This is a genomic window from Pseudomonas sp. BJa5 (assembly GCF_030272875.2).
Lineage (GTDB): Bacteria > Pseudomonadota > Gammaproteobacteria > Pseudomonadales > Pseudomonadaceae > Aquipseudomonas.
The window spans coordinates 26,983-48,187 of record NZ_JALRNG020000017.1 but is presented as its reverse complement, the minus strand read 5'-3'; the positions used below and the strand labels follow the sequence as shown (position 1 = coordinate 48,187).

Below are 21,205 nucleotides of genomic sequence, written 5' to 3'. Positions count from 1 at the left end.
CACGGATTAATCTCGCGCCCCTTAGAGCACGGAAGCTTTCCGAACGCCCGTTTTCATTAGGGAAATCGGACCTTTCATGAAATGAATTCACCAGCATGCCCCAGGCGTGCTGCTTTGCTTTGCGGTAAATATCTTGAAGCCTCGCTCCTCCTTCCAGATCCAGAAATCGGTCATCTTTGCCCTTGTTCTGCGCGAAGCCCGCGCGCGTGTCGGCGACCGCCGCATGGGAGCGGTCTGGACCCTGATCGAGCCGATCTGCCACCTGCTGATCTTCACCCTGCTATTCACGCTGATTCGCGGCCGTACCGTGGCCGGCGTCGAATACCCGGTGTTCGTCCTGGTCGGCCTGGCCCCCTTCCTGCTCTACCGCAACACTGCCCTGCGCCTGATGGACAGCCTGCGCGAGAACCGTTCGCTGTTCGGCTACAAGCAGATCAAGCCGCTGGACACCTACGTGGCCCGGGTACTGGTGGAAACCTGCATCAGCGTCACGGTCTACGCCATCCTGGTGTTCGGCTTTGCCTGGTACGGCTTCGACATGTCGGTGCACAGCCCGCTGCAGTGGGTCGCGACCCTGGCCCTGGGCCTGTTGTTCGCCTTTGGCCTGGGCATGCTGCTGGCATTGATCACCCACGCCCTGCCCAGCCTGAAGCTGGTCATCCGCATGGCCTTCTTCCCGCTCTACTTCATCTCCGGCGTGCTGGTGCCGGCGGCTTACCTGCCGCAAGCGATGATGCCCGTGCTGCTGCTCAATCCGTTCCTGCACCTGATCGAGCTGATTCGCGCCGAAGTACTGCCGCACTACACCCCGGTCGATGGCGTGTCCGAGACCTATGTGATTTCGCTGACCATCGTGTTGCTGTTCATCGCCCTGGGTAGCTACCGCGCCCGCCGCCTGCACTTGATTTCCACCAAGAACGGCTAAGGAAGGCCTACGTGTTCGAACTTAAAAACGTCACCAAGTCCTACCTGACCCCCAACGGCCGTCGGTATGTCTTTCGCAACCTGTCGCTGGCGATTCCCCCGGGCAAGAACATCGGCCTGATCGGCCGCAACGGCGCGGGCAAATCGACCCTGATGCGCCTGCTCGGCGGCGCCGACGTCCCCGATTCCGGCGCCATCGTCACCGACCGCAGCATTTCCTGGCCCGTGGGCCTGACCGGCGGTTTCCAGGGCAGCATGACCGGCCGCGACAACATCAAGTTCGTCTGCCGCGTCTATGGCGCCGAAGGCGAAGCCATGCGCGAGAAGGTCCGCTACGTCCAGGAGTTCGCCGAGATCGGCGACTGGATCGACGAGCCGATCAAGACCTACTCCTCCGGGATGCGCTCGCGGGTGGCCTTCGGCCTGAGCATGGCCTTCGATTTCGATTACTACCTGATCGACGAAGTGATGTCGGTGGGCGATGCGCAGTTCAAGCGCAAGTGCGCCGAGGTCTTCCAGGAAAAACTGCAGAAGTCCAACGTCGTCCTGGTCTCGCACTCCATGCCGGAAATCGAAAAGCTCTGCGACATCGTCCTGCTGGTACGCGATGGCGGCATCCAGGTCTTCGACGACGTCGCCGAAGGCATCAAGGCCTACAACAGCTGAGCGCACCCCCTATTTCGCAGCACCGTTCCACTTCAAGGATGCATCACATATGAGCAGTACGGGTACAAAAAAGGGCTGGCGCCTGGCGATGGCCATGGTGGTCTTACCACTGATCCTGGCGGCCGTGTATTACGCTGTATTCGCCGTCGACCGCTATGTCAGCTCCGCCCAGGTGGTGGTGCGCCAGGATGGCGGCAACCCGGGTGCGCAGATGCCAGGCCTGGCCACCCTGCTGACCGGTAACAACCCGGCTTCCCGTGAAGAGACCCTGTACCTGCGCGAGTACATCGTGTCGACCGACATGATGCTGCTGCTCGAAGAGCGCCTGCACTGGATCGAACAGTACGCCGCCCAGCGCAGCGACGTGTTCTTCTGGCTGGACAAGGACGCCGAGCGCGAAGACCTGCTCGAGTACTACCAGCGCATGGTCTCGGCGCACTACGACGAAACCACCGGCCTGCTGCGTGTAGAGGTGCAAGCCTTCACCCCTGAACTGTCGGAGCAGATGCTGCGCACCATCCTCAAGGCCAGCGAACACTTCGTCAACGAAGTCAGCCACAGCATCGCCCGCGAGCAGATGAAGTTCGCCCAAGGTGAACTGGAAACCGCACGCATCAACTACGCCGAGCGCAAGACCGAACTGCTCGACTTCCAGAACATCAACAAGGTCCTGGACGGTGGCAACACCGCACAGAGCCGCGCCAGCATCATTGCCGACCTCGAAGGCCAGTACACCAAGGAACAGGCCGTTCTCACCGAGATGCAGTTCAAGCTGCGCGCCGATGCGCCACAGGTCAAACAGCAGATCCAGAAGGTCAGTGCCATCACCCAGCAGCTGGCCAAGGAAAAGCGCCTGTTGGTGTCCTCGCCCAACGGTTCGCAGTTGAACGTGGTCGCCTCGCGCTACCAGCAACTGACCCTGGACGCCGGCATTGCCGAAGAAAGCTACAAGACCGCGGTCGCCGCCCTCGACAACGCCCGTATCGAGGCCAGCAAGAAGATCCGCACCCTGGTGACCGTCGTCAGCCCGAACACCCCACAACTGGCCCTGTACCCAGAGCGTCTGTACAACCTGGCAACCATCCTGCTAGGCCTGCTGATGCTGTACGGCATTACCCGCTTCATCCTGGCTTCCATCGAGGATCACCGTGATTAAATCCCTTGTCGTTTCCCACAAGTTCAAACTGGCAGCCCTGGCCCTCGCGACCCTGGGCCTGAGCGGATGCGGCGGCACCCTGTCCGGCGCCGGCCCTTACAAGGGTGATATCGAAGCCAAGAACCAGCCCTACAACCTGGTCGAGATCAACGCCAACACCATCGCCCCGTACATGCGCGGCGAAGTGCGCCCGGCGCAGGCAACCATCGCCAAGCCGGTGGCCCCGACCGCGCGGCTGATGGCTGGTGACACCCTCAATGTGCTGATCACCGACAACGCCCCGGAAGGCTCGGCGCTGTTCGCCCCGCTGACCACCGGCGGCACCCAGCTCAAGACCCGCATCGACGACCAGGGCACCATCTCCCTGCCCTACGTGGGTCGCCAGTTCGTCGCCGGCATGACCCTGAGCCAGGTCGAGACCATGATCCGCAACAAGCTCAAGGGCGTGACCACCGACGTGCAGACCCACGTCGAGCTGGTCGGCGACCTGTCGGGCTCGGTGCTGGTGGCCGGCGCGGTCAAGGCTCCAGGCCGCTTCAGCACCCTGCAAGGCCCGCTGACCCTGCTCGATGCGGTCAACCAGGCCGGTGGCCCGGTGCTGGAACCGCACCTGGTCAACGTCACCGTACGTACCGGCAGCGATGTCCAGCAGTTCAACTACGAAGATGTTCTGGCCGGCAACAACATGGTCCTGCGTCCGAACTCGGAAGTGGTGCTGGACCGTGCGCGCCAGCGCTTCGTGGCCATGGGTGCCGTGGGCGAGCCAGGCCTGAAGGACCTGCCATCGCAGAACACCAGCCTGCTCGATGCACTGGGTAGCGTCGGTGGCCTGCGCGAAGCGAATGCCAACCCTGAGGGCGTATTCGTGTTCCGCATGGGCGAAGGCGCCAACGCCAAGCCTACGGTGCTGCGTCTGGACATGCGTGATCCGGCGGCGGTTTTCTACGCTCGCCAGGTCATGATCAAGCCGGATGACACCATCTATGTGACCAACGCAGCTGTGTACGAATGGCAAAAAATCATCGCGCCGATCGTACAGACCATGTTGGTGGGTAATGTGACTGGCGCTATCAAATAGAACAGACTGAGGCGTGCTGGGAACAAAAACTACAAAAACAGATTTCTAGGCACACTGTATAGCAGGGATCGCCCTGCTGTTTATGGAATGAACGCAAAGCATAAGCATATATGCTCATGCTGTAATCAGTGAGACCGACAATGTTTGCTAAAATATTTTTGTGCTGCGATTTTTTGATGACTCGTCCAGAAACCCAGCGATACCATTTGCGCTGGCTTTCCACAATCCTGAACACATCACTAGGTCGCGCACTTAAAGTAAAGCCTGAAGACTTTTTGAGCGACCAGCAAAACACCTTCAGTCGTCGAGATTTTTTCGCGAAAAGCGGAATAATCCTTAACGAGTCCGAGTCTCACTTCCACTTTAATGAGCAGTCAATCTCAGAAAAGTCACTGGAGCTAATTAAAGCACCACTCCAAAACACAATTCTTATTGGCTATGAACTTTCGGAAGAAACCCGAGCCGTCTTGTCAAGAGCCAATATCTCGTATATTGACATTTGGCTTCATCCGATTCGCTTTTTAGACGATAATTTCTTTGCATTTCGATCTAATGTAAAAAAGATTAACTACGCTCTAGAATCCTTTCACCTCAAAGATGATGTCTACACACTCTATGCAGACAAACTGCGCATCCAGTCCTACATGGGGTGGGATAAATACAAAAACAGTCTAGATAATGCACTGAAGGCAAACTCAGCGCTCTTTGTTGGCCAGACTTTGACCGACAAAGCAGTTTGCCGTGACGGCACAATGCTTAACGTGCTTAATTTTAAAGATGAGTTCACCGAGCTCACAAAACGTTTCAGTCATGTGTATTTCTCACGCCACCCTATGATCAAGGGTGATGACTCTGCACAGCTTGAATTTGTTCTTTCACATGACAACACAAGCATTACAACTGAACCTGGCTACAAACTGCTCTGCACCGAATCCATCGAGCACGTAACCGGCGTTTCCTCGTCTCTAATGTATGAATCCAAGTACTTTGGGAAAAGTTTTAGTTACTTGTATCGTCCAGTTCTAGAAATCTTTGACAGAAATACTCCTTCTGGATACTACTCAGTATTTTCGAAACTTCACTCTCCTGGGTTCTGGCAGGCAATTTTAAGTGGCAGCCTCCCAACAACAAAAATATCCTCTGACTACGATTTTTTGAACCCCTCATCAAACTATCGTGACATGCTGGCGCTTTACTACAACACCCATGTTTTTGATAAAAACCATGCGTCCTTCGTCGACTCAACAAAATCAAAAAGTGTTAAGCGCAAGGATCAACCCGAATCCAAGTCAACCAAAGTAACCTCCGAGCGCCTGCAAGCCAATCCGCCATCCCTTAAGAAGCTCGAAGCCCTTATCGATCAACATGAGACTATTTCGTTTGATGTTTTCGACACGCTTCTCCAAAGAAAGACCTGGGTCCCTGGCGATGTTATTTCCTTAACAGGTCATAGAGCCCACACTGAGTTTGGAATCATCCAGGAGGACTTCGTACGTGCACGTCGTGAAGCGAAAAAGCATTCGACAAAACATGAAGTCCCTTTGACAGAGCGTTACGAAATAATCGGAAAAATTCTAAAGCTTGACCCTGCCACTACAGCAAAGCTTTACGAGTTTGAAATTGAAGTTGAAAAAGGCCTTCTTGAAGCCCGTACAATCGGGAAGATGGCTCTAGAATACGCTCAAGCTCGCGGCAAACGGGTGATTATTACATCTGACACCTATTTCTCTGAGGACCAAATCAGAGAGTTTCTTGCTGCAGCAAGCATTTTCCCCGATGAAATATATGCATCAAGCGCTTATGACGCCACCAAGGAAGCTGGCGGACTATACGAAGTGCTGCTTGCACAAGAAAAGAATAAATTATTGCATATCGGCGACAACTACAAAGCCGACATTACTAATGCCCATGCACACAAAATCAATGCGAGCTGGGTAATTTCCAATCACGACCAATTTAAAGGTAGCACCCCACAATTCCTTCGCTCAACAGGCCCCTATGGCCCAATAAAAAATGGCCTAATTCAGCGAAACACTGCTGGATATCCATCGATCACCAACGGCGCAGGATATACTAGCGGCAAGCCTTACAACCTTGGCTATAACATCGTGGGCGATATGATGCTCGCGTTCGCCGCATGGACTATTGAAAAAGCTCGGATTGATGGAGTTGAAACACTTTATTTCTTGGCAAGAGACGGTGAAATTGTCAAGAAGATGGCGGACGAACTGTTAAGCCGAATTCCCGGAAACAAAATCCGAACCCAATATTTACTGGCCTCTCGGCGATCCACCCGAGTCGTTTCGCTTCGAAACGAAAATGACATTCTTGAAGAAATTGATCTAGTAACCAAAGAGTATGCAAAGAACCCAAATAAATCGAGCCTAGACCAATATATTTCGCTACGATTCGGGCTTACAACCAAAGCGCTAAACTCTTTCGGCCTTGAGGAGCTTGAGCGCAGCATCGAAAAAACCAGCGAGAACAACGCCCCCGCACTTTTGGAAGCATGGCTAAAATCTCGAGAACTGCTTACCGCTATCTTGGAAAATGCTGCCGAAGAACGCGAACTATATTCCGAGTACTTGGATGGAGTTGGCTTTATCGAGTCTGACGCTCCGCTCGGACTCGTTGACATCGGCCACAACGGATCGCTTCAAGCCAGCCTGGCCAAAGCTCGTAATCTTAAGCAGACTCGCGGTTACTACTTCTGCACTTACGATGGCGTTGAAAGCACGCTATCTGCGGTACCCGGCCAGCATATTGGCACTGGTTTCTACAAAGACAGAATCAGCGCTTCTGACAGAACACAAAAATACATTCGATATGCACTTATTATCGAATCTCTGTTCCTCAACAACAAAGGAACCTTCCTAAGGTTCCAAAAAGAGTCCGACCAACTCTCGCCAACATTCCTTGATGGAAAGGAACGCGCCCGCGCCATCTTTAATCAAGAAATACATTCCGGCTCGCTGCAGTATACAAAAGACCTTCTTGACACCATTCAAGAGTGCTTCAACTCAATACAGATCAGCCATCTGTGGATGTATGACGATGTATGTGGCCGCCTGTTCTCGATGCTAGAATCTCCAATGTATCGAGACTCCGAGGTATTTTCCGGCATTACTATCGAAAACTACTTTGCTGGCCGCCCACTACGATATTTCGTCCCGCCAAAGAACCGCCTGGATGTTAGCCCAACACTTTGGAAAGAAGGTACTCAAGCGCTAAAAAATGGGCTCAGCGCACTTAAACAGTCGGCTCTCGAAAAACAAAACCAGGCAAAACTTGAAACCAAGAAAAAAGCCAGGACCGACATCCACAAACAGTACGTGGACCTAGAAGCATCTGCTCGCAGACTCTTCAAAGAACAAAAATTTTCCGAGGCCGCGTCTGCGTTCAACATAGCTTTTGAAGCGAAGCCCGAAAAGCCAAATCTATTGCGCGCGGCTTCAGAGGCCTATCTGTTAGCAAACGACCGAAAATCCGCTATTGAGGCCTTGATTAAAGCTCAGCAGCTAATGCCCAACAACCAGAAACTCAAGCTAAGGCTGCTTACACTTAAGATGCCTTATTTGAAAATATTTTTTGGCAACAATAAGTTCGATATTTCATCCCAGGCCTAAGTTAGTTTTTCCGCAGGCAGATCAGCTTTAACTGCCTGCGGAAAAAATACTAAACAAACATATCCGCTTATAGACATCAAATGTTGACGTCAAAAATCCGTCGCCTATTGACAAAGACATCAAAACGAAATATTAAGACGGTCCAACTGAAACCTGATGCAGAGAACCGCATGCCTGTACTGAACGAAGCGACCGATTATAATGACGAAAATGGAAATTCGATCATCGGTACAGCTACGAGCAAAGGAAGGCTGACAATTTTTTTCGGCGCAAAGAACTGCCGAATTGAAATTGAAGAGGGTGTTACACTTAAAGATGTAAACATTACAATGCAGGCAGATGGCGGCACTGTCATCTTAAAAAAAGACACCGAACTCCGCGGAAGAGTTAGAACCGGCTTAAATAGCACTATTATTGTGGGATCTCGCCTGAAACCCACAGGCTCCATGAACATATCAGCCGCCGAAGGGACATCCGTTACAATAGGTAACGACTGCATGTTTGCAGTAGATATTGATATACGAAGCGATGACGCGCACCCAATATTTTCACGTTCAACTGGACAGAGACTGAATCATAGTCGCTCCGTAACCATAGGAGACCATGTGTGGCTTGGCCCACACGTGGCGGTACTTTCCGGGTCTAACATTGGCAAAGGAAGCGTGATTGGCTATCGGTCAGTAGTTAAGGGTGAAATACCCGAGCACTGCATTGCTGTCGGCACCCCAGCAAAAGTCACTAAAACAGATATTGTTTGGGACAAACTCCACTTGTCCGTCCAGCAACCATGGAGTTTTGACTCTTCTGAAGGATTGTCCCTCTGGAGTCCTGACGTATAACTCCACCTCAAATCTAAGCTAATAAGACCATGATCAAAATCACCCCCACTATCACCTGCTCCAACACCGCCCCCTTCGTCCTCTTCGGCGGCATCAACGTCCTCGAATCCCTGGACCTGGCCCTGACCGCCTGCGCCGAGTACGTGCGCGTCACCGAAAAGCTGGGCATCCCTTACGTATTCAAGGCCAGTTTCGACAAGGCCAACCGCTCCTCGATCCACTCCTACCGTGGTCCGGGCATGGAAGAAGGCCTGCGGATTTTCGAGAAGGTGAAGGCCGAGTTCGGTGTCCCGGTGATTACCGACGTGCATGAGATCTACCAGGCTGCGCCGGTTGCCGAAGTGGTCGACGTACTGCAGTTGCCTGCGTTCCTGGCGCGCCAGACCGACCTGGTGATGGCCCTGGCCAAGACCGGCAAGCCGGTGAATATCAAGAAGCCCCAGTTCCTGAGCCCTTCGCAAGTGCAGAACATCGTGCACAAGTTCAAGGAAGCCGGTAACGACCAGCTGATCCTGTGCGACCGCGGCACCTGCCTGGGTTATGACAACCTGGTGGTCGACATGCTCGGCTTCGGCGTGATGAAGCGCACCTGCGAAGACCTGCCGATCATTTTCGACGTGACCCACGCCCTGCAGCAGCGCGATCCGTCCGGCGCCGCCTCCGGTGGTCGTCGCGAGCAGGTGGTCGAACTGGCCCGTGCCGGCATGGGCGTTGGCCTGGCCGGTCTGTTCCTGGAAGCGCACCCGAACCCGGACCAGGCCAAGTGCGACGGCCCGAGCGCCCTGCCGCTGGATCAGCTGGAACCTTTCCTGGCACAGATCAAGGCGCTGGATGATCTGGTCAAGTCGTTCCCACCGCTGAACATCCGCTGAACCCGTACGTCTCCAAGCAAGGATTGTGAAGATGGCAAGTACAGAACAACGGGTGGCGATCGTCATTCCGGCCCGCTATGGCTCCACCCGCCTGCCGGGCAAACCGCTGGCCGACATTGCCGGCAAGCCGATGGTGCAGCACGTGTACGAGCGCGCGCTGCAGGTCGCCAATGCCCAGGTGGTGGTGATCGCCACCGATGACGAGCGCGTTGCCCAGGCCGTGCGCGGGTTCGGTGGCGAATGCGTGATGACCTCGCCGGATCATCCGTCCGGCACCGACCGCCTGGCGGAAGTCATGGCCCAGGTCGAGGCGGACATCTACATCAACCTGCAAGGTGACGAGCCGCTGGTGCGCCCGGCCGATATCGACGCCCTGGCCGCCGGCATGCTCGCCGACGCCAGCGTGAAGGTCGGCACCTTGTGCCACCCGATCGACAGCCACGAAGCCGGCAATCCCAACACCGTGAAAGTGGTGCTGGGCAACAACGGCAACGCCCTGTACTTCAGCCGCTCGCCGATCCCCTACCCGCGCGATGGTGAAGTGGCTCATTACCTCAAGCACGTTGGCGTGTACGGTTATCGCCGCGAAGTGCTGGCCGACTACAGCAGCCTTCCGCAACCGATGCTCGAGCACGCGGAAAAGCTCGAGCAACTGCGCTTGATGGCCGCCGGCTACTGCATCCGCGCCTATCAGGTAGAACCAACCGGCCCGGGCGTTGATACACCCGAGTGCCTGGAGCAGGTGCGCGCCCTGATGAGCGGCCAGCCCCCTGCCTCGCAGCCGACGCTGAAGGACATTCGCCTGGTGATCACCGATGTCGATGGTGTGCTCACCGACGGCGGCATCTACTACGACGCCAGCGGTGAATGCCTGAAACGCTTCCATGTCCGCGATGGCATGGGCATGCGCCTGCTGGAAGAGAACGGTGTGCGTGTAGCCGTGTTGTCGGGTCGTGATTCGGCCACCCTGCGCAAGCGCGTGGCCGACCTGGGCATCACCCTCTGCCAGTTCGGCGTGAAGGACAAGCAGGCCGCCTGCAACCAGCTGATGGCCGAAGCCGGTGTCAGCGCCGCGCAAACGGCATGCATCGGCGACGACTGCATCGACCTGCCGGCGTTCGCCGCCTGTGCACTGTCATTCGCGGTGGCGGATGCACCGGTGTACGTCAAAGCGGCGGCCACCGGTGTGCTCAATGCTGCTGGCGGTACTGGCGCCTTCCGTGAAGTGGCGGATGCCATCCTCTTTGCCCAGGGCAAGGATGCGGTGCTGGGTACAGCGGTAGGCTACGCGCAGGTGATGGCCAAGATGGCGCAGTAAGGCCAAATGAAAAACGGGGCCGTTGTAGGGCCCCGTTATTCTTCATGCACAGGCGGAAGGATCAGTCGAAAATCTCGACTACACCTACCACCGCATTGTTCTGATCGGTCACCGCCAGGGCGCGGATCTTGTTATCGAGCATGTAGGCTTCAGCTTCCGACAACTGCGAATCGGCCTTGATGGTATGCGGGTTGGCCGTCATGAACTGGGCGACGGTCGCGTGGATGATGCCTTCGTCTTCCAGCAGGGCACGGCGCAGGTCGCCGTCGGTGACGATACCGACCAGGGTGCCCTGGTCCATGACCACGGTCAGGCCCATACGGCTCTGGGTCATGACCAGCAGGCAGTCGTGGAAGCTGGTGGTCGGGGTTACTACTGGTGCCGGCGAGTGCATGACGTCGCTGACGCGGGTCAGCAGCTTGCGGCCCAGGCTGCCGCCGGGGTGGTAGCGGGCAAAGTCCATCGGCTTGAACTGGATGGCTTCGATCAGCGCCACTGCCAGGGCATCGCCCATGGCCATCGTGGCCAGGGTCGAGGTAGTCGGTGCCAGGTTGTTCGGGCACACTTCGCGCTCGACCGAGATGTCCAGCCAGATGTCGGCATGCTTGGCCAGGGTCGACTTGCCGTTGCCGGTCATGGCGATGATCTTGTTGCCGAAGGACTTCAGGCTCGGGATCAGTTTGATCAGCTCTTCGGTCTCACCGCTGTAGCTGATCAGGATTAGCACATCGATGGGTTTGAGCATGCCCAGGTCGCCGTGGAAGGCTTCGGCCGGGTGCAGGAAGAAGCTCGGGGTGCCGGTGGAGGCGAAGGTGGCCACCATTTTTTGCCCGATCAGGCCGGATTTGCCCATGCCGCACACCACGGTGCGTCCCTGGCAGCCGAGGATGAGTTCGACAGCCTGCTGGAATTCGCCATTCAGGCGGTCGGACAGCTGGGTGACAGCCTGGGCCTGAGCGATCAGGGCTTCTTTGGCAATAGCGAGGTGATTCATCGTTTGACGTTCGTCCTTGAAAAAACAGCGTGGTAATCGAGGGCGAATTTTAAGGTTTTTGCAAGATTTAGCAAAGTCGCATTACCGCCGGAGTCGCAGTTTAAACGTATTTTTCGCACCCGCCCCGTCAACCACGGCCATCGGGATAAACTTTTCGTTGTGCCGCCGGGCTGTATGACGCAGCATATTATTACCGAAACCGCGACAAATCAGACGTACGGCGCTTGCCTAAGTTGAAGTTATGAACATGGACCTACACCCCCTGCAAGGCTGCAGAACGCTTTACCGCTGGCAACACGGTCACCTGGAAGACCACCTTCGCGCCCTGTTGCCCCATTGGGGCGACAAACCCCTGACCATCACCAGCCAGGACCTGAACGCCAACGCGTCGTTCGTCAATTATGTGCGCCACCATCGACTGCTCGACCCCTGCACCGGAGAGCCGTTCGAGCTGGTGGAGAAGTCCATCCGCAAGCTGGGCTTGATCGGCAGTCAGGAAGCACGCTTCCACCGCATCCAGGACATGCTGCGCGGCAGCGAGCATTTCCACTACCCGGCCTGTCTGGGGGTCATCGAAACCCCCTGGGAAAGCCTGATCTTCACCGAATTTGTACGCGGCAAGCCGCCGCGCATGCAGGCCATTGCCGGGCAGCTGGCATTGGGCATTGCCGAGCTGGAAGAGCGCAGCCACCGCTACCTGAGCAACCAGCCCTGGCACAAGGCTGCGCTGTTCTGGAGCATGGACTTCTTCCGCCCCTGGTTCCTGCTACGTCCGCGTTTCAACTATGCGCGCTGCCTGCCCGAACTGCAGCGCCTGGCGGCCAGCGACGAACGCTTCGCTGGCCTGGCCGACTCCTTCAAGGGCTTCGAACCGCTTCTGACCCGACTGAAGTCGGCCGCCTGGCAAAGCCCGCGCTGTATCAGCCACATGGACTACCTGCGCAAGAATCTGTTCATCGACAAGGGCCAGCTGCAGTTGATCGACTGGAGCGAAGTCAAGGTCGGTCGGGTGGGGTTCGACGGCGGCGCTTATCTGGGCAGCCTGTTCAGACGCAAGGACATGCCGGCGTTCCTCACCGCTCGGACGCAGTTCCTGGAAGCCTACCAGGCTGCCCTGCCCGCGCACTTCGATGGCGTTGAGGCGCTGCGCAACCTGGATTACATGTTCCTGCTCACGGCGCTGTTCCATTGCCTGCGCCCGGAGACCATCAGCGAGTATCAGGAAAAGCAGCGCATGCCGCTGCTACGGCAGAAGTACGACTACCTGCTCGGCTTGCTCTGAAGAAGGCGCGCAAACCAGATGTAGGAAATATCTGATCTGGAGCACATTTTTATCCACAAATTCAGCCGGCCAATTGTTAAGATATGTGGCTCTTTGCGCGCCAACTTTTTCCTTCGGCCTGTTTCACAGAAGCCGCCCTGGCGCAGTCACGCACTTAAACGGATTTTCGCTGCTCGTTCATGGATGATGTTGCTCCCCGCCCGCGTTTGCTGATCCTCTCCAAAGGCGCTCAACGCATAGCCACACTGCCCTCGCTGCTGCCCGATTTCGCGCTGCACAACGGTACTGTGCGCGATGTGAAGGATGCCGACTGGGTGATGGCCTGGGGACGCAAGCCCAGCGCGATCAAGGCCATGGCCGAGGCTGCCAGCAACCAGCGACCGGTGCTGACCCTCGAAGACGGCTTCCTGCGCTCCGTGGGCCTGGGCGCCGACGATCCGCCGCTGTCGCTGATCGTCGATGATCTCGGCATCTACTACGACGCCAGTGCGCCCTCGCGCCTGGAGCAGTTGATCGCCACGCCACTGACGGCCAGCGAAAGCGAACGCGCCCTGGCGCTGCAACTGCTGTGGCAACAACAGCGAGTCTCCAAGTACAACGACGCGCGCATCGAAGCGCCGGAGCTGCCTGCCGACTGTGTGCTGGTGGCCGACCAGACCTGCGCCGACGCCTCGCTGCAAGGGGCCGGGCCCGCCGATTTCAAGGCCATGCTCGATGCCGCCCTGGCCCGCTACCCCAGCAGCACCGTGCTGCTCAAGGTCCACCCGGACGTGGTGGCTGGGCGCAAGCGCGGGCATTTCGACCTGGCGGCACTGGCGGGTCATCCGCGGGTGCAGGTACTGGCGCGCAATGTGCACCCGGCCGAACTGTTGCCGCACATGCGCGCGGTCTATGTGATGACCTCGCAACTGGGCTTCGATGCGCTGCTGTGGAATGTGCCGGTGCACACCTGGGGCATGCCGTTCTACGCCGGCTGGGGCCTGACCGATGACCGTCTGCCGCCACCGTCGCGGCGCCAGCCGGCGAGCCTTGCGCAGTTGATCCATGCCAGCCTGGTGCGCTACCCGCGCTATGTCTGCCCCGAGCGCGGCCAGCCTTGCGAGCCGGAAATGCTGATGCACTGGCTCGGCCTGCAACGCCGCCATCGCAGCGCCCTGCCGAGCGCCATCCAGATGCTTGGTTTCAGCCGCTGGAAGGAACCGCTGGTCAAGTTGTTCTTCGAGGGCAGCGCGATCCACTTCGTCAAGCCCGAGCAGCCCCTGAGCCCGGGCCTGCCCGTGGTGTCCTGGGGCTGCAAGCACGATGCTGAACTGGCAAGCCATCCGCAAGCGATCAGTCGGGTCGAGGATGGCTTCCTGCGCTCGGTCGGCCTGGGTGCCGGCAAGGCCCGTCCGCTGTCCTGGGTTGTCGACGACCTGGGCATCTACTACGACGCCACGCGTACCTCGCGCCTGGAGCGCATCCTGCTCAGCGAACCCTTCGACCCGGCGCTGCTGGAGCGGGCCCGGGCCCTGCGCCTGGCCATCTGCCGCGCCGGCCTGACCAAGTACAACCTGCCCGGCAGCACCTGGCAGCGACCGCCACAGGCGCAGCGGGTGATCCTGGTCACCGGCCAGGTGGAAGACGACGCCTCGATCCGCTTTGGCGCCCATCGCATCCGCAGCAACCTGCAATTGCTCAAGGCCGTGCGTGAGCGCAACCCGGATGCCTGGCTGCTGTACAAGCCGCACCCGGAGGTGCTGGCCGGCACCCGCGCCCAAGGTGCCGATGAAGCGCAGACCGTGCAGTGGTGCGACGAGGTCATTGGCGACAGCCCGTTCCAGCAGTTGCTGGAGCGTGTCGACGAGGTCCATGTGCTGACTTCCCAGTCCGGCTTCGAAGCCTTGTTGCGCGGTGTCCCGGTGACCACCTACGGCCAGCCGTTCTATGCCGGCTGGGGCCTGACCCGCGACCTCGACCTTCACCCGCAGGTGCAGGCCAGGCGCTCACGAACGCTGAGCCTCGATGAACTGGTTGCAGGCACCTTGCTGTTGTACCCCACCTATGTCAGCCGCATCACCAATCGCTTCACCACGGCTGAACAGACCCTTTACGAATTACAGAATTGGCACGCGTTACCGCAGTCAGGAGCAACATCCAGATGGCAGGACTTGATAGAGCGCTTGAGCAGTTTACTGGGCATCCGTCGCCCGAGAAGCTGACAGCGCGGGCACCGGAATGCCCTCTTCCACCCTGCGGGCGCAACAGTTTTCTGTTCTTGCAAGGGGTCAGCTCGCCGTTCTTCGACCGGCTGGCCAAGGCCCTGCGCGCGCGCGACCAGCGTGTGCACCGGATCGGCTTCAACGTTGGCGACGTGCTCTACAGCTCGGGTGCGCGCAGCCTCTTCTCGGCGCGCCCGGACGAGCTGGAAGGCTTCTATCGCCAGCGCTTCGACGAGCTTGGCATCACCGACGTGGTGCTGTTCGGCGACTGCCGTCCGGTGCACCGCCCCGCCGTGGCCCTGGCCCGGCAACTGGGCATTCGCGTGCACGTGTTCGAAGAAGGTTACTTTCGCCCCTACTGGATCACCCTGGAGCGCGACGGGGTCAACAACAACTCGCGGCTGCCACGCGACCCGGCCTGGTACCGCGAAGTCGGCAAGCACATCGAGCGCTATGGCAACGGCACGCCGTTCAAATTGTCCTTCGCTGCCCGCGCCGCCCATGACGTGCTCTACCACAGTGGTGGCGCGCTGAACAAACTGTGCTTCCCGCATTACCGCACCCATGCGCCCTACAGCGCAGCCAAGGAGTATGCCGGCTTCATCCGCCAGGGCCTGCGCCTGCTGCTGGCCGCACGTCGCGACGATGCCCTGGTGGCCGAAGTGGCACGGGAAAAGCGCCCGACCTTCCTGCTGCCGCTGCAACTGGACAGCGATTCGCAGATCAAGGATCACTCGCCCTTCGCCAACATGTTCGAAGTCATCGACCATGTCATCGCCTCGTTCGCCGCCCATGCGCCGAGCGCCGCGCGACTGCTGGTGAAGAACCATCCGCTGAGCCCGGGCCTGGTCAACTACCAGCGCATTACCCAGGCACTGGCGCAGCAGTACGGGGTCAGCGACCGGGTCGATTACCTTGCCAGCGGGCACATGCCGACGCTGCTGTCGCACATTGCCGGGATGATCACGGTCAACAGCACCGCCGGTGCCTCGGCACTGCTGCACAAGCGCCCGACCTTCACCCTGGCCGAGCCGATCTACGCCATGCCCGGGCTGACCCACCAAGGCAGCCTCGACGATTTCTGGCAGCACCCGCAAGCACCGGACATGGGCCTGTTCCATCACTTTCGCAACACCGTCATCCACACCACCCAGATCAACGGCGGCTTCTATACCCGCTGCGGCATCGACATGGCCGTGACCAATTGCCTGGACGTGTTGCTGGCAAAAACATCAAGAATCGAAAACTACCTATGACTCACCGCTCTACGCCCCGCTGCATCCTTATCACCGGCGCTACCGGCGGCATCGGCGGTGCCCTGGCGCCCGCCTATGCCGCCCCGGGCGTGACCTTGATCCTGCAAGGCCGACGCCTTGAACGCCTGGAAGAGATGGCCAGCGAATGCCGTGCCCTCGGCGCCCGGGTGTTGCTCGAAGCGCTGGACGTACGTGACCTGGAGGCCTTGCGGGCGATGGTGCGCCGGGTCAGCGCGACCGAGCAGCCGGACCTGGTACTGGTCGGCGCCGGACTCAACACGGCGGTGGGCAGCAATGGCGAACCGGAGCGCTGGGACGACAGCCGCGCCCTGCTCGACGTCAACGTCACCGCGGCGCTGGCCACGGTCGACGCAGCGCTGCCGGCCATGCGCGCTCGCGGCGCCGGGCAGATCGCCCTGTTCAGCTCGCTGGCGGGCTGGCGCGGCCTGCCGGTCACGCCCACCTACAGCGCCAGCAAGGCGGCGATCCGTGTCTATGGCGAAGCGATGCGCGACTGGCTGGCCCCGCAAGGGGTGAAGCTCAACGTGATCGTGCCCGGCTACGTCGAATCGAAAATGTGCTTCGAAATGCCTGGTCCCAAACCCTTCCTGTGGACCGCCGAAAAGGCCGCCCGACGCATCAAGCGCGGGCTGGCAGCCAACCAGGCGCGCATCAGCTTCCCCTTCCCGCTGAACCTGGGCACCTGGTTGCTGGGGGTGATTCCACAGCGCCTTTCTTCGTTCATTCTGCGTGGTCTGAATTACAGTGAGTGAATTGTCCATCCTCCAGGTCGGTGTGTTCGGCCTGCTGCTCACCGTGCTGATCGAACGTCTGCTGACCCCCCGCCCGGCACTGCGCCGCCCCTTGAGCTGCTGGTGGCTGCACGCCGGCGCCTGGTGCGTCAGCCTGGCGCTGCTCTACGGCCTGACCGCGCGCCCGCTGTTCAGCGGCGTCAATGTGCTGCTGGTGTGGTTGCTGATCGTGATGGTCAGCAACGCCAAGTACCATTCGCTGCGCGAGCCGTTCGTGTGCGCCGACTTCGAGTACTTCAGCGATGCGGTGCGCTTTCCGCGCCTGTACCTGCCGTTCTTCGGCTTCGGCAAGGCGGCCGCACTGGCAGCCGGGTTCATCGCCTACCTGTGGGCCGGGCTGAGCTTCGAGCTGCCGGTGGCCGGCGCGCGCCTCGATGCGTTGTGGCTGGGTCTGACTGGCATGCTGATGCTGAAGCTCGGCCATCGCCGCGCGCCCCCGAGCTTCGATGCCGAGGCCGATGTCCGCCGCTGGGGGCTGACCGCCAGCCTGTGGCGCTACTTCTGGGCCGCCCGGACCAAGGTCGACCGCAACGCGCTGGGTTCGCCGTTCGCCGCCCCGGTTGCAATCCCGGCAGGCAAGCCCCTGCCTGATCTGGTGTCGGTGCAGAGCGAATCGTTCTTCGATGTCCGCGAGCTGTGGCCCGGGGTCAGGACCGACGTGCTTGGCGAGTACGACCGCCTGGCCGGTGAAGCCCTGGCCCGGGGCAAACTGCAGGTGGCTGCGTGGGGCGCCAACACGGTCCGCACCGAGTTCGCCTACCTCACCGGCATCCCCGGCGAGCGCCTCGGCGTGCATCGCTTCAACCCCTATCGGGTGCTGGCGCGCCAGGGCTTGCCAAGCATTGCCGCGCACCTCAAGGCCCAGGGCTATCGCACGATCTGCATCCACCCTTACGACGGCAGTTTCTATGGTCGAAACAAAGTGCTGCCGGCACTGGGCTTCGATGAATTCATCGATGTGCGCAGCTTCAACGCCGGGCAAAAAGCCGGGCCGTTCATTGGCGATTGCGCCGTGGCCGACAAGATCCGCGAACTGCTCCAGGACCCGGCCCGCCAGCAGCCGCTGTTCATCCATGCGGTGACCATGGAGAACCACGGCCCGCTGCATCTGGAGCAGGTGGAAGCGGACGAGCTTCCCACCTGGTTCGAGCGCCCGCTGCTGGCCGGCATGGACGACCTGGCCCCTTACCTGCGCCATATCGCCAACGCCGATTGCATGCTGGGCAAACTGCGCGCGACCTTGCTCGACCATCCTCGCGAGGCGCTGCTGTGTTTCTTTGGCGATCACGTGCCGATCCTGCCCGACGTCTACCAGGCCATCGGTGCGCCGGCCGGCGATACCGACTACCTGATCTGGTCGAACCGTCGCCAGCCCGGCGCCAGTCCTTGCCCGCTCAAGGTCGAGGCCTTGTCCAGCCGACTGCTGGCCTGCGCCAGGGACCTGCGCACGCCCGCCGCCGTCGCCGGGGTCGCCTGAGCGTGGTGAAGATCGTGCTCGGCTCGAGCCTGGCGCCAGAGCGCACTGCCGACCCGGCGCTGTCGCGCGTGGTGACCCAGGGCCGCGGCTCGCTGGCCTTCATCCTCGGCGACACCGCCTGCCGCCAGCGCCTGCTGGGCAACAGCATTCACTGGGACCGGGTACTGCTGGCCTTCGAAGAAGACCAGCCGCTGGGCTATGTCGCCTTCAAGCATCACCTGCGCGGCCCCTTCGCCCTGCGCGCGCAACCCTTCGTCGAAGAGTTCGGTCGGTTCCAGGGCTGGCTGCGCTTTGCCGCGTTCTGCCTGAGTGAGTACCGCGAGTGGCGTTACTCGTTCCTGCTGTACGGGCTGCGGGTGAACAAGAGCGCGCGTAACCAGGGCGTCGGTTCGGCCCTGGTGCAGGCCTGCTGCGCCCATGCTGCACTGAGTGGTTTCAAGGACGTGCACCTGGAAGTACCACTGGACAATCAGCGCGCCCGCAACCTCTACCTGCACAACGGCTTTCGCCTGCTGCGCAAGCGCTGGGTGCCCTTTCCGCCTGTGCGCAGCATGCACCGGCGAGCGGAGCCTGCGCTTTGAACCACCGCGACCTGACTGCGATCGACCTGCAATCCCTGGTGCCAGGCCCGGGCTGGATCGGCATCATGTCCCAGTGGGTGGCCTGGAAGGTCCTGCACCTGCCGCAATTTCTCCAGCCCGAAGGCCAGCCGTTCTGGCTGTGGCGACGTGGGCGCAAGGCCCCCGCGGGCCTGAAGGCGATTGCCGGGATCGGCTACAAGGACTCCTCGGCGCCGGCCCGGGTGTTGTGCCAGCGCTGGGGCCTGCCCTACATCGCTATCGAGGACGGCTTTTTGCGCTCCTCGTCGCTGGGCGTGGAAGGCGATACGCCGATGTCGCTGGTGGTCGATCCGGTGGGCATCCATTACCTGGCCGATCGCCCTTCGCTGCTGGAAAACATCCTGCAGAACCCCCACGACCTCAGCCCTGGCGAACTGGACAGCGCCCGCCAACTGATCGAGCTGATGCGCAGCAGCGGCATCGGCAAGTACAACAACGCCCCGGACCTGGACCCCGACGACCCACTGGGCCGCGAGCGGCCCCTGGTGCTGGTGGTGGACCAGACCGCCGGCGACTACTCGATTCCCGGTGGCGGCCTGTGTGAAGCCGACTACGTGCGCATGCTCGACGTGGCCCTGGCGGAGAACCCGGACGCCGAGGTACGGGTGCGCATTCACCCCGACTGCGTCGGCGGGCACAAACCCAGTTGCCTGCTGGCGGCAGCCACGGCCCGGGGCGTTACCCTGGAATCGCGGCCGGTGTCCTGGGCATCGCTGGCCCGGCGTGCGCGCCGAGTCTATATCGGCACCAGCCAGGCCGGCCTCGAAGCGCTGATCCAGGGGGTGCCGGTCACCTGTTTCGGCCTGCCGTTCTATGCCGGCTGGGGCCTGACCGATGACCGCATGCCGATCCCCAGGCGCCAGGCGCGACCGGACCTGGTGCAACTGGTGGCCGCGGCCTACCTGCGCTACTGCCGCTACGTCGATCCGCTGACCGGCCAGCTCACCGACGCCCTCACAGTGGCCCGGCAACTGGCGAGCAAGAAAGCCCGCGATGCCGAGTTCGCCGGGCCCATCACGGTACTGGGGGTCAAGCGCCACAAGCAGCACAATATCCGCCGTTTCTTCAGCAGCCGCTGGGGTCGCCTGGACTTCGCCGTGGACAGCCCGGCGCTGCTGGACAAGGTCGCCGCCGAGCGCGGCAAGGTGCTGGTCTGGGCCGCGCGCGAACCTGCCGACCTCAAGGACCGCGCCGCCGCCCTGAAGGTGCCGCTGTGGCGGGTCGAGGACGGTTTTCTGCGCTCCAACGGCCTGGGCGCCCTGAACGCGCCGGCCCTGTCGCTGGTGCTCGACCGTCACGGTATGCATTTCGACGCCAGCACTGCCAGCGACCTGGAGCGCCTGCTGGAACAGGCGCCATTCGATGCCGCCACCCTGGCCGAAGCCGCCGCGCTGCGACAGCGCGTGGTGGCCCTGGGCGTCAGCAAGTACAACCTGAAAAGCGACGCCGCCAGCCAGGTGACCGCCCGCCCCGGCCAGCGACGGATCCTGGTGCCCGGCCAGGTCGAGGACGACGCCTCGCTGCGCTGCAGCGCCGGCGCCCTGCACGACAACCTCGAACTGCTCGCCCAGGTGCGCGCCGACGCCCCGGACGCCTGGATCGTCTATAAGCCGCACCCGGATGTCGAGGCCGGCAAGCGCCAGGGCTCGGTGACCGATAAAAGGCTGCTGGCGCTGGCCGACCAGGTGCTGCCCGGTGCCGACATCGCCCGCCTGTATGACCAGGTCGACGAAGTCCACACCCTCAGTTCCACCTCGGGTTTCGAAGCGCTGCTGCGCGGCCTGACCGTGGTGACCTACGGCACGCCCTTCTATGCCGGCTGGGGTTTGACCCGCGACCACCAGCCTTTGCCGCGCCGTACCCGGCGCCTGACCCTGGACCAGTTGGTAGCCGGCGCCCTGTTGCGCTATGCGCGCTATGCCGACCCCCAGCACGCTTTGCCCTGCGATGCCTGGCATGCCCTGGCCTGCCTGTCTGCCGCTCGCCCGCAGCGCCTGGCGCACCATCCGCGCCTGTTGCCGCTGCGCAATTACACCCGGACCATGCTCGGCCACGCTCGTGCAAAGGTCCCTCTCAAGGATTAG

16 protein-coding genes are annotated in these 21,205 nt (G+C 60.4%); 15 read left to right on the top strand and 1 reads right to left on the bottom strand.

What is annotated here, in order from left to right; translation table 11 throughout:
• Nucleotides 1–133 precede the first annotated feature (133 nt).
• The 8 genes from M2D63_RS12075 (at nucleotide 134) to kdsB (ending at nucleotide 10,479) form a co-directional block, all read left to right on the top strand.
• On the top strand, nucleotides 134–925 hold the full coding sequence (locus M2D63_RS12075) for an ABC transporter permease (protein WP_285863152.1): 792 nt from the start codon (nucleotides 134–136) through the stop codon (nucleotides 923–925).
• A gap of 11 nt (nucleotides 926–936) precedes the next feature.
• Entirely contained in the window at nucleotides 937–1,590 is a 654-nt protein-coding gene (locus M2D63_RS12070) for an ABC transporter ATP-binding protein (RefSeq protein ID WP_285863151.1), read from the top strand.
• Between the two features lie 49 nt (nucleotides 1,591–1,639).
• Entirely contained in the window at nucleotides 1,640–2,746 is a 1,107-nt protein-coding gene (locus M2D63_RS12065) for an ABC transporter permease (RefSeq protein ID WP_285863150.1), read from the top strand.
• Nucleotides 2,739–3,824 carry a polysaccharide biosynthesis/export family protein gene (locus M2D63_RS12060; RefSeq protein ID WP_285863149.1) on the top strand — a complete coding sequence of 362 codons (1,086 nt, stop codon included), beginning with the start codon at nucleotides 2,739–2,741 and terminating at the stop codon, nucleotides 3,822–3,824. The genes M2D63_RS12065 and M2D63_RS12060 overlap by 8 nt, the downstream gene beginning before the upstream one ends.
• Before the next feature lie 176 nt (nucleotides 3,825–4,000).
• Nucleotides 4,001–7,450 (top strand): hypothetical protein, encoded by a 3,450-nt coding sequence (locus tag M2D63_RS12055; protein ID WP_285863148.1) that lies wholly within the window; start codon nucleotides 4,001–4,003, stop codon nucleotides 7,448–7,450.
• A gap of 170 nt (nucleotides 7,451–7,620) precedes the next feature.
• Complete coding sequence (locus tag M2D63_RS12050; RefSeq protein WP_285863147.1) at nucleotides 7,621–8,289, top strand: acyltransferase; 669 nt, start codon at nucleotides 7,621–7,623, stop codon at nucleotides 8,287–8,289.
• A gap of 29 nt (nucleotides 8,290–8,318) precedes the next feature.
• Entirely contained in the window at nucleotides 8,319–9,161 is an 843-nt protein-coding gene (kdsA, locus tag M2D63_RS12045; protein WP_285863146.1) for a 3-deoxy-8-phosphooctulonate synthase, read from the top strand.
• A 31-nt stretch (nucleotides 9,162–9,192) separates the two neighbouring features.
• A complete protein-coding gene (gene kdsB / locus M2D63_RS12040; RefSeq protein WP_285863145.1) occupies nucleotides 9,193–10,479 on the top strand; it encodes a 3-deoxy-manno-octulosonate cytidylyltransferase in 1,287 nt (428 codons plus the stop codon).
• 61 nt (nucleotides 10,480–10,540) lie between these two features.
• On the opposite strand, the gene M2D63_RS12035 is transcribed toward kdsB, so the two are convergent.
• On the bottom strand, nucleotides 10,541–11,473 hold the full coding sequence (locus M2D63_RS12035) for an SIS domain-containing protein (RefSeq protein ID WP_285863144.1): 933 nt from the start codon (nucleotides 11,471–11,473) through the stop codon (nucleotides 10,541–10,543).
• A 247-nt stretch (nucleotides 11,474–11,720) separates the two neighbouring features.
• On the opposite strand from M2D63_RS12035, the gene M2D63_RS12030 reads away from it, so the two are divergent.
• The 7 genes from M2D63_RS12030 (at nucleotide 11,721) to M2D63_RS12000 (ending at nucleotide 21,205) form a co-directional block, all read left to right on the top strand.
• The gene (locus tag M2D63_RS12030) at nucleotides 11,721–12,755 is read left to right on the top strand and encodes a phosphotransferase (protein ID WP_285863143.1); all 1,035 of its coding nucleotides are present in this window, start codon (nucleotides 11,721–11,723) and stop codon (nucleotides 12,753–12,755) included.
• A gap of 179 nt (nucleotides 12,756–12,934) precedes the next feature.
• Nucleotides 12,935–14,956, top strand: a complete 2,022-nt coding sequence (locus M2D63_RS12025; protein ID WP_285863142.1) for a capsular polysaccharide biosynthesis protein — start codon at nucleotides 12,935–12,937, stop codon at nucleotides 14,954–14,956.
• Nucleotides 14,896–16,212, top strand: coding sequence for a capsular biosynthesis protein (locus M2D63_RS12020; RefSeq protein ID WP_353050863.1), 1,317 nt, complete (start codon nucleotides 14,896–14,898; stop codon nucleotides 16,210–16,212). The genes M2D63_RS12025 and M2D63_RS12020 overlap by 61 nt, the downstream gene beginning before the upstream one ends.
• Nucleotides 16,209–16,985 carry an SDR family oxidoreductase gene (locus M2D63_RS12015; RefSeq protein ID WP_285863140.1) on the top strand — a complete coding sequence of 259 codons (777 nt, stop codon included), beginning with the start codon at nucleotides 16,209–16,211 and terminating at the stop codon, nucleotides 16,983–16,985. Before M2D63_RS12020 ends, M2D63_RS12015 begins: the two co-directional genes overlap by 4 nt.
• Nucleotides 16,978–18,501 carry an LTA synthase family protein gene (locus tag M2D63_RS12010; RefSeq protein ID WP_285863139.1) on the top strand — a complete coding sequence of 508 codons (1,524 nt, stop codon included), beginning with the start codon at nucleotides 16,978–16,980 and terminating at the stop codon, nucleotides 18,499–18,501. Before M2D63_RS12015 ends, M2D63_RS12010 begins: the two co-directional genes overlap by 8 nt.
• A gap of 2 nt (nucleotides 18,502–18,503) precedes the next feature.
• Nucleotides 18,504–19,082, top strand: a complete 579-nt coding sequence (locus tag M2D63_RS12005) for a GNAT family N-acetyltransferase (protein ID WP_285863138.1) — start codon at nucleotides 18,504–18,506, stop codon at nucleotides 19,080–19,082.
• Complete coding sequence (locus M2D63_RS12000; protein WP_285863137.1) at nucleotides 19,079–21,205, top strand: capsular polysaccharide biosynthesis protein; 2,127 nt, start codon at nucleotides 19,079–19,081, stop codon at nucleotides 21,203–21,205. The genes M2D63_RS12005 and M2D63_RS12000 overlap by 4 nt, the downstream gene beginning before the upstream one ends.

Bases quoted from the DNA above. Each gene is read 5' to 3' on its own strand.
- M2D63_RS12065 (WP_285863150.1), top strand. From the start codon at position 1,640: ATGAGCAGTACGGGTACAAAAAAGGGCTGGCGCCTGGCGATGGCCATG.
- M2D63_RS12055 (WP_285863148.1), top strand. From the start codon at position 4,001: ATGACTCGTCCAGAAACCCAGCGATACCATTTGCGCTGGCTTTCCACA.
- M2D63_RS12050 (WP_285863147.1), top strand. From the start codon at position 7,621: ATGCCTGTACTGAACGAAGCGACCGATTATAATGACGAAAATGGAAAT.
- kdsA (WP_285863146.1), top strand. From the start codon at position 8,319: ATGATCAAAATCACCCCCACTATCACCTGCTCCAACACCGCCCCCTTC.
- kdsB (WP_285863145.1), top strand. From the start codon at position 9,193: ATGGCAAGTACAGAACAACGGGTGGCGATCGTCATTCCGGCCCGCTAT.
- M2D63_RS12035 (WP_285863144.1), bottom strand. From the start codon at position 11,473: ATGAATCACCTCGCTATTGCCAAAGAAGCCCTGATCGCTCAGGCCCAG.
- M2D63_RS12030 (WP_285863143.1), top strand. From the start codon at position 11,721: ATGGACCTACACCCCCTGCAAGGCTGCAGAACGCTTTACCGCTGGCAA.
- M2D63_RS12025 (WP_285863142.1), top strand. From the start codon at position 12,935: ATGGATGATGTTGCTCCCCGCCCGCGTTTGCTGATCCTCTCCAAAGGC.
- M2D63_RS12020 (WP_353050863.1), top strand. From the start codon at position 14,896: ATGGCAGGACTTGATAGAGCGCTTGAGCAGTTTACTGGGCATCCGTCG.
- M2D63_RS12015 (WP_285863140.1), top strand. From the start codon at position 16,209: ATGACTCACCGCTCTACGCCCCGCTGCATCCTTATCACCGGCGCTACC.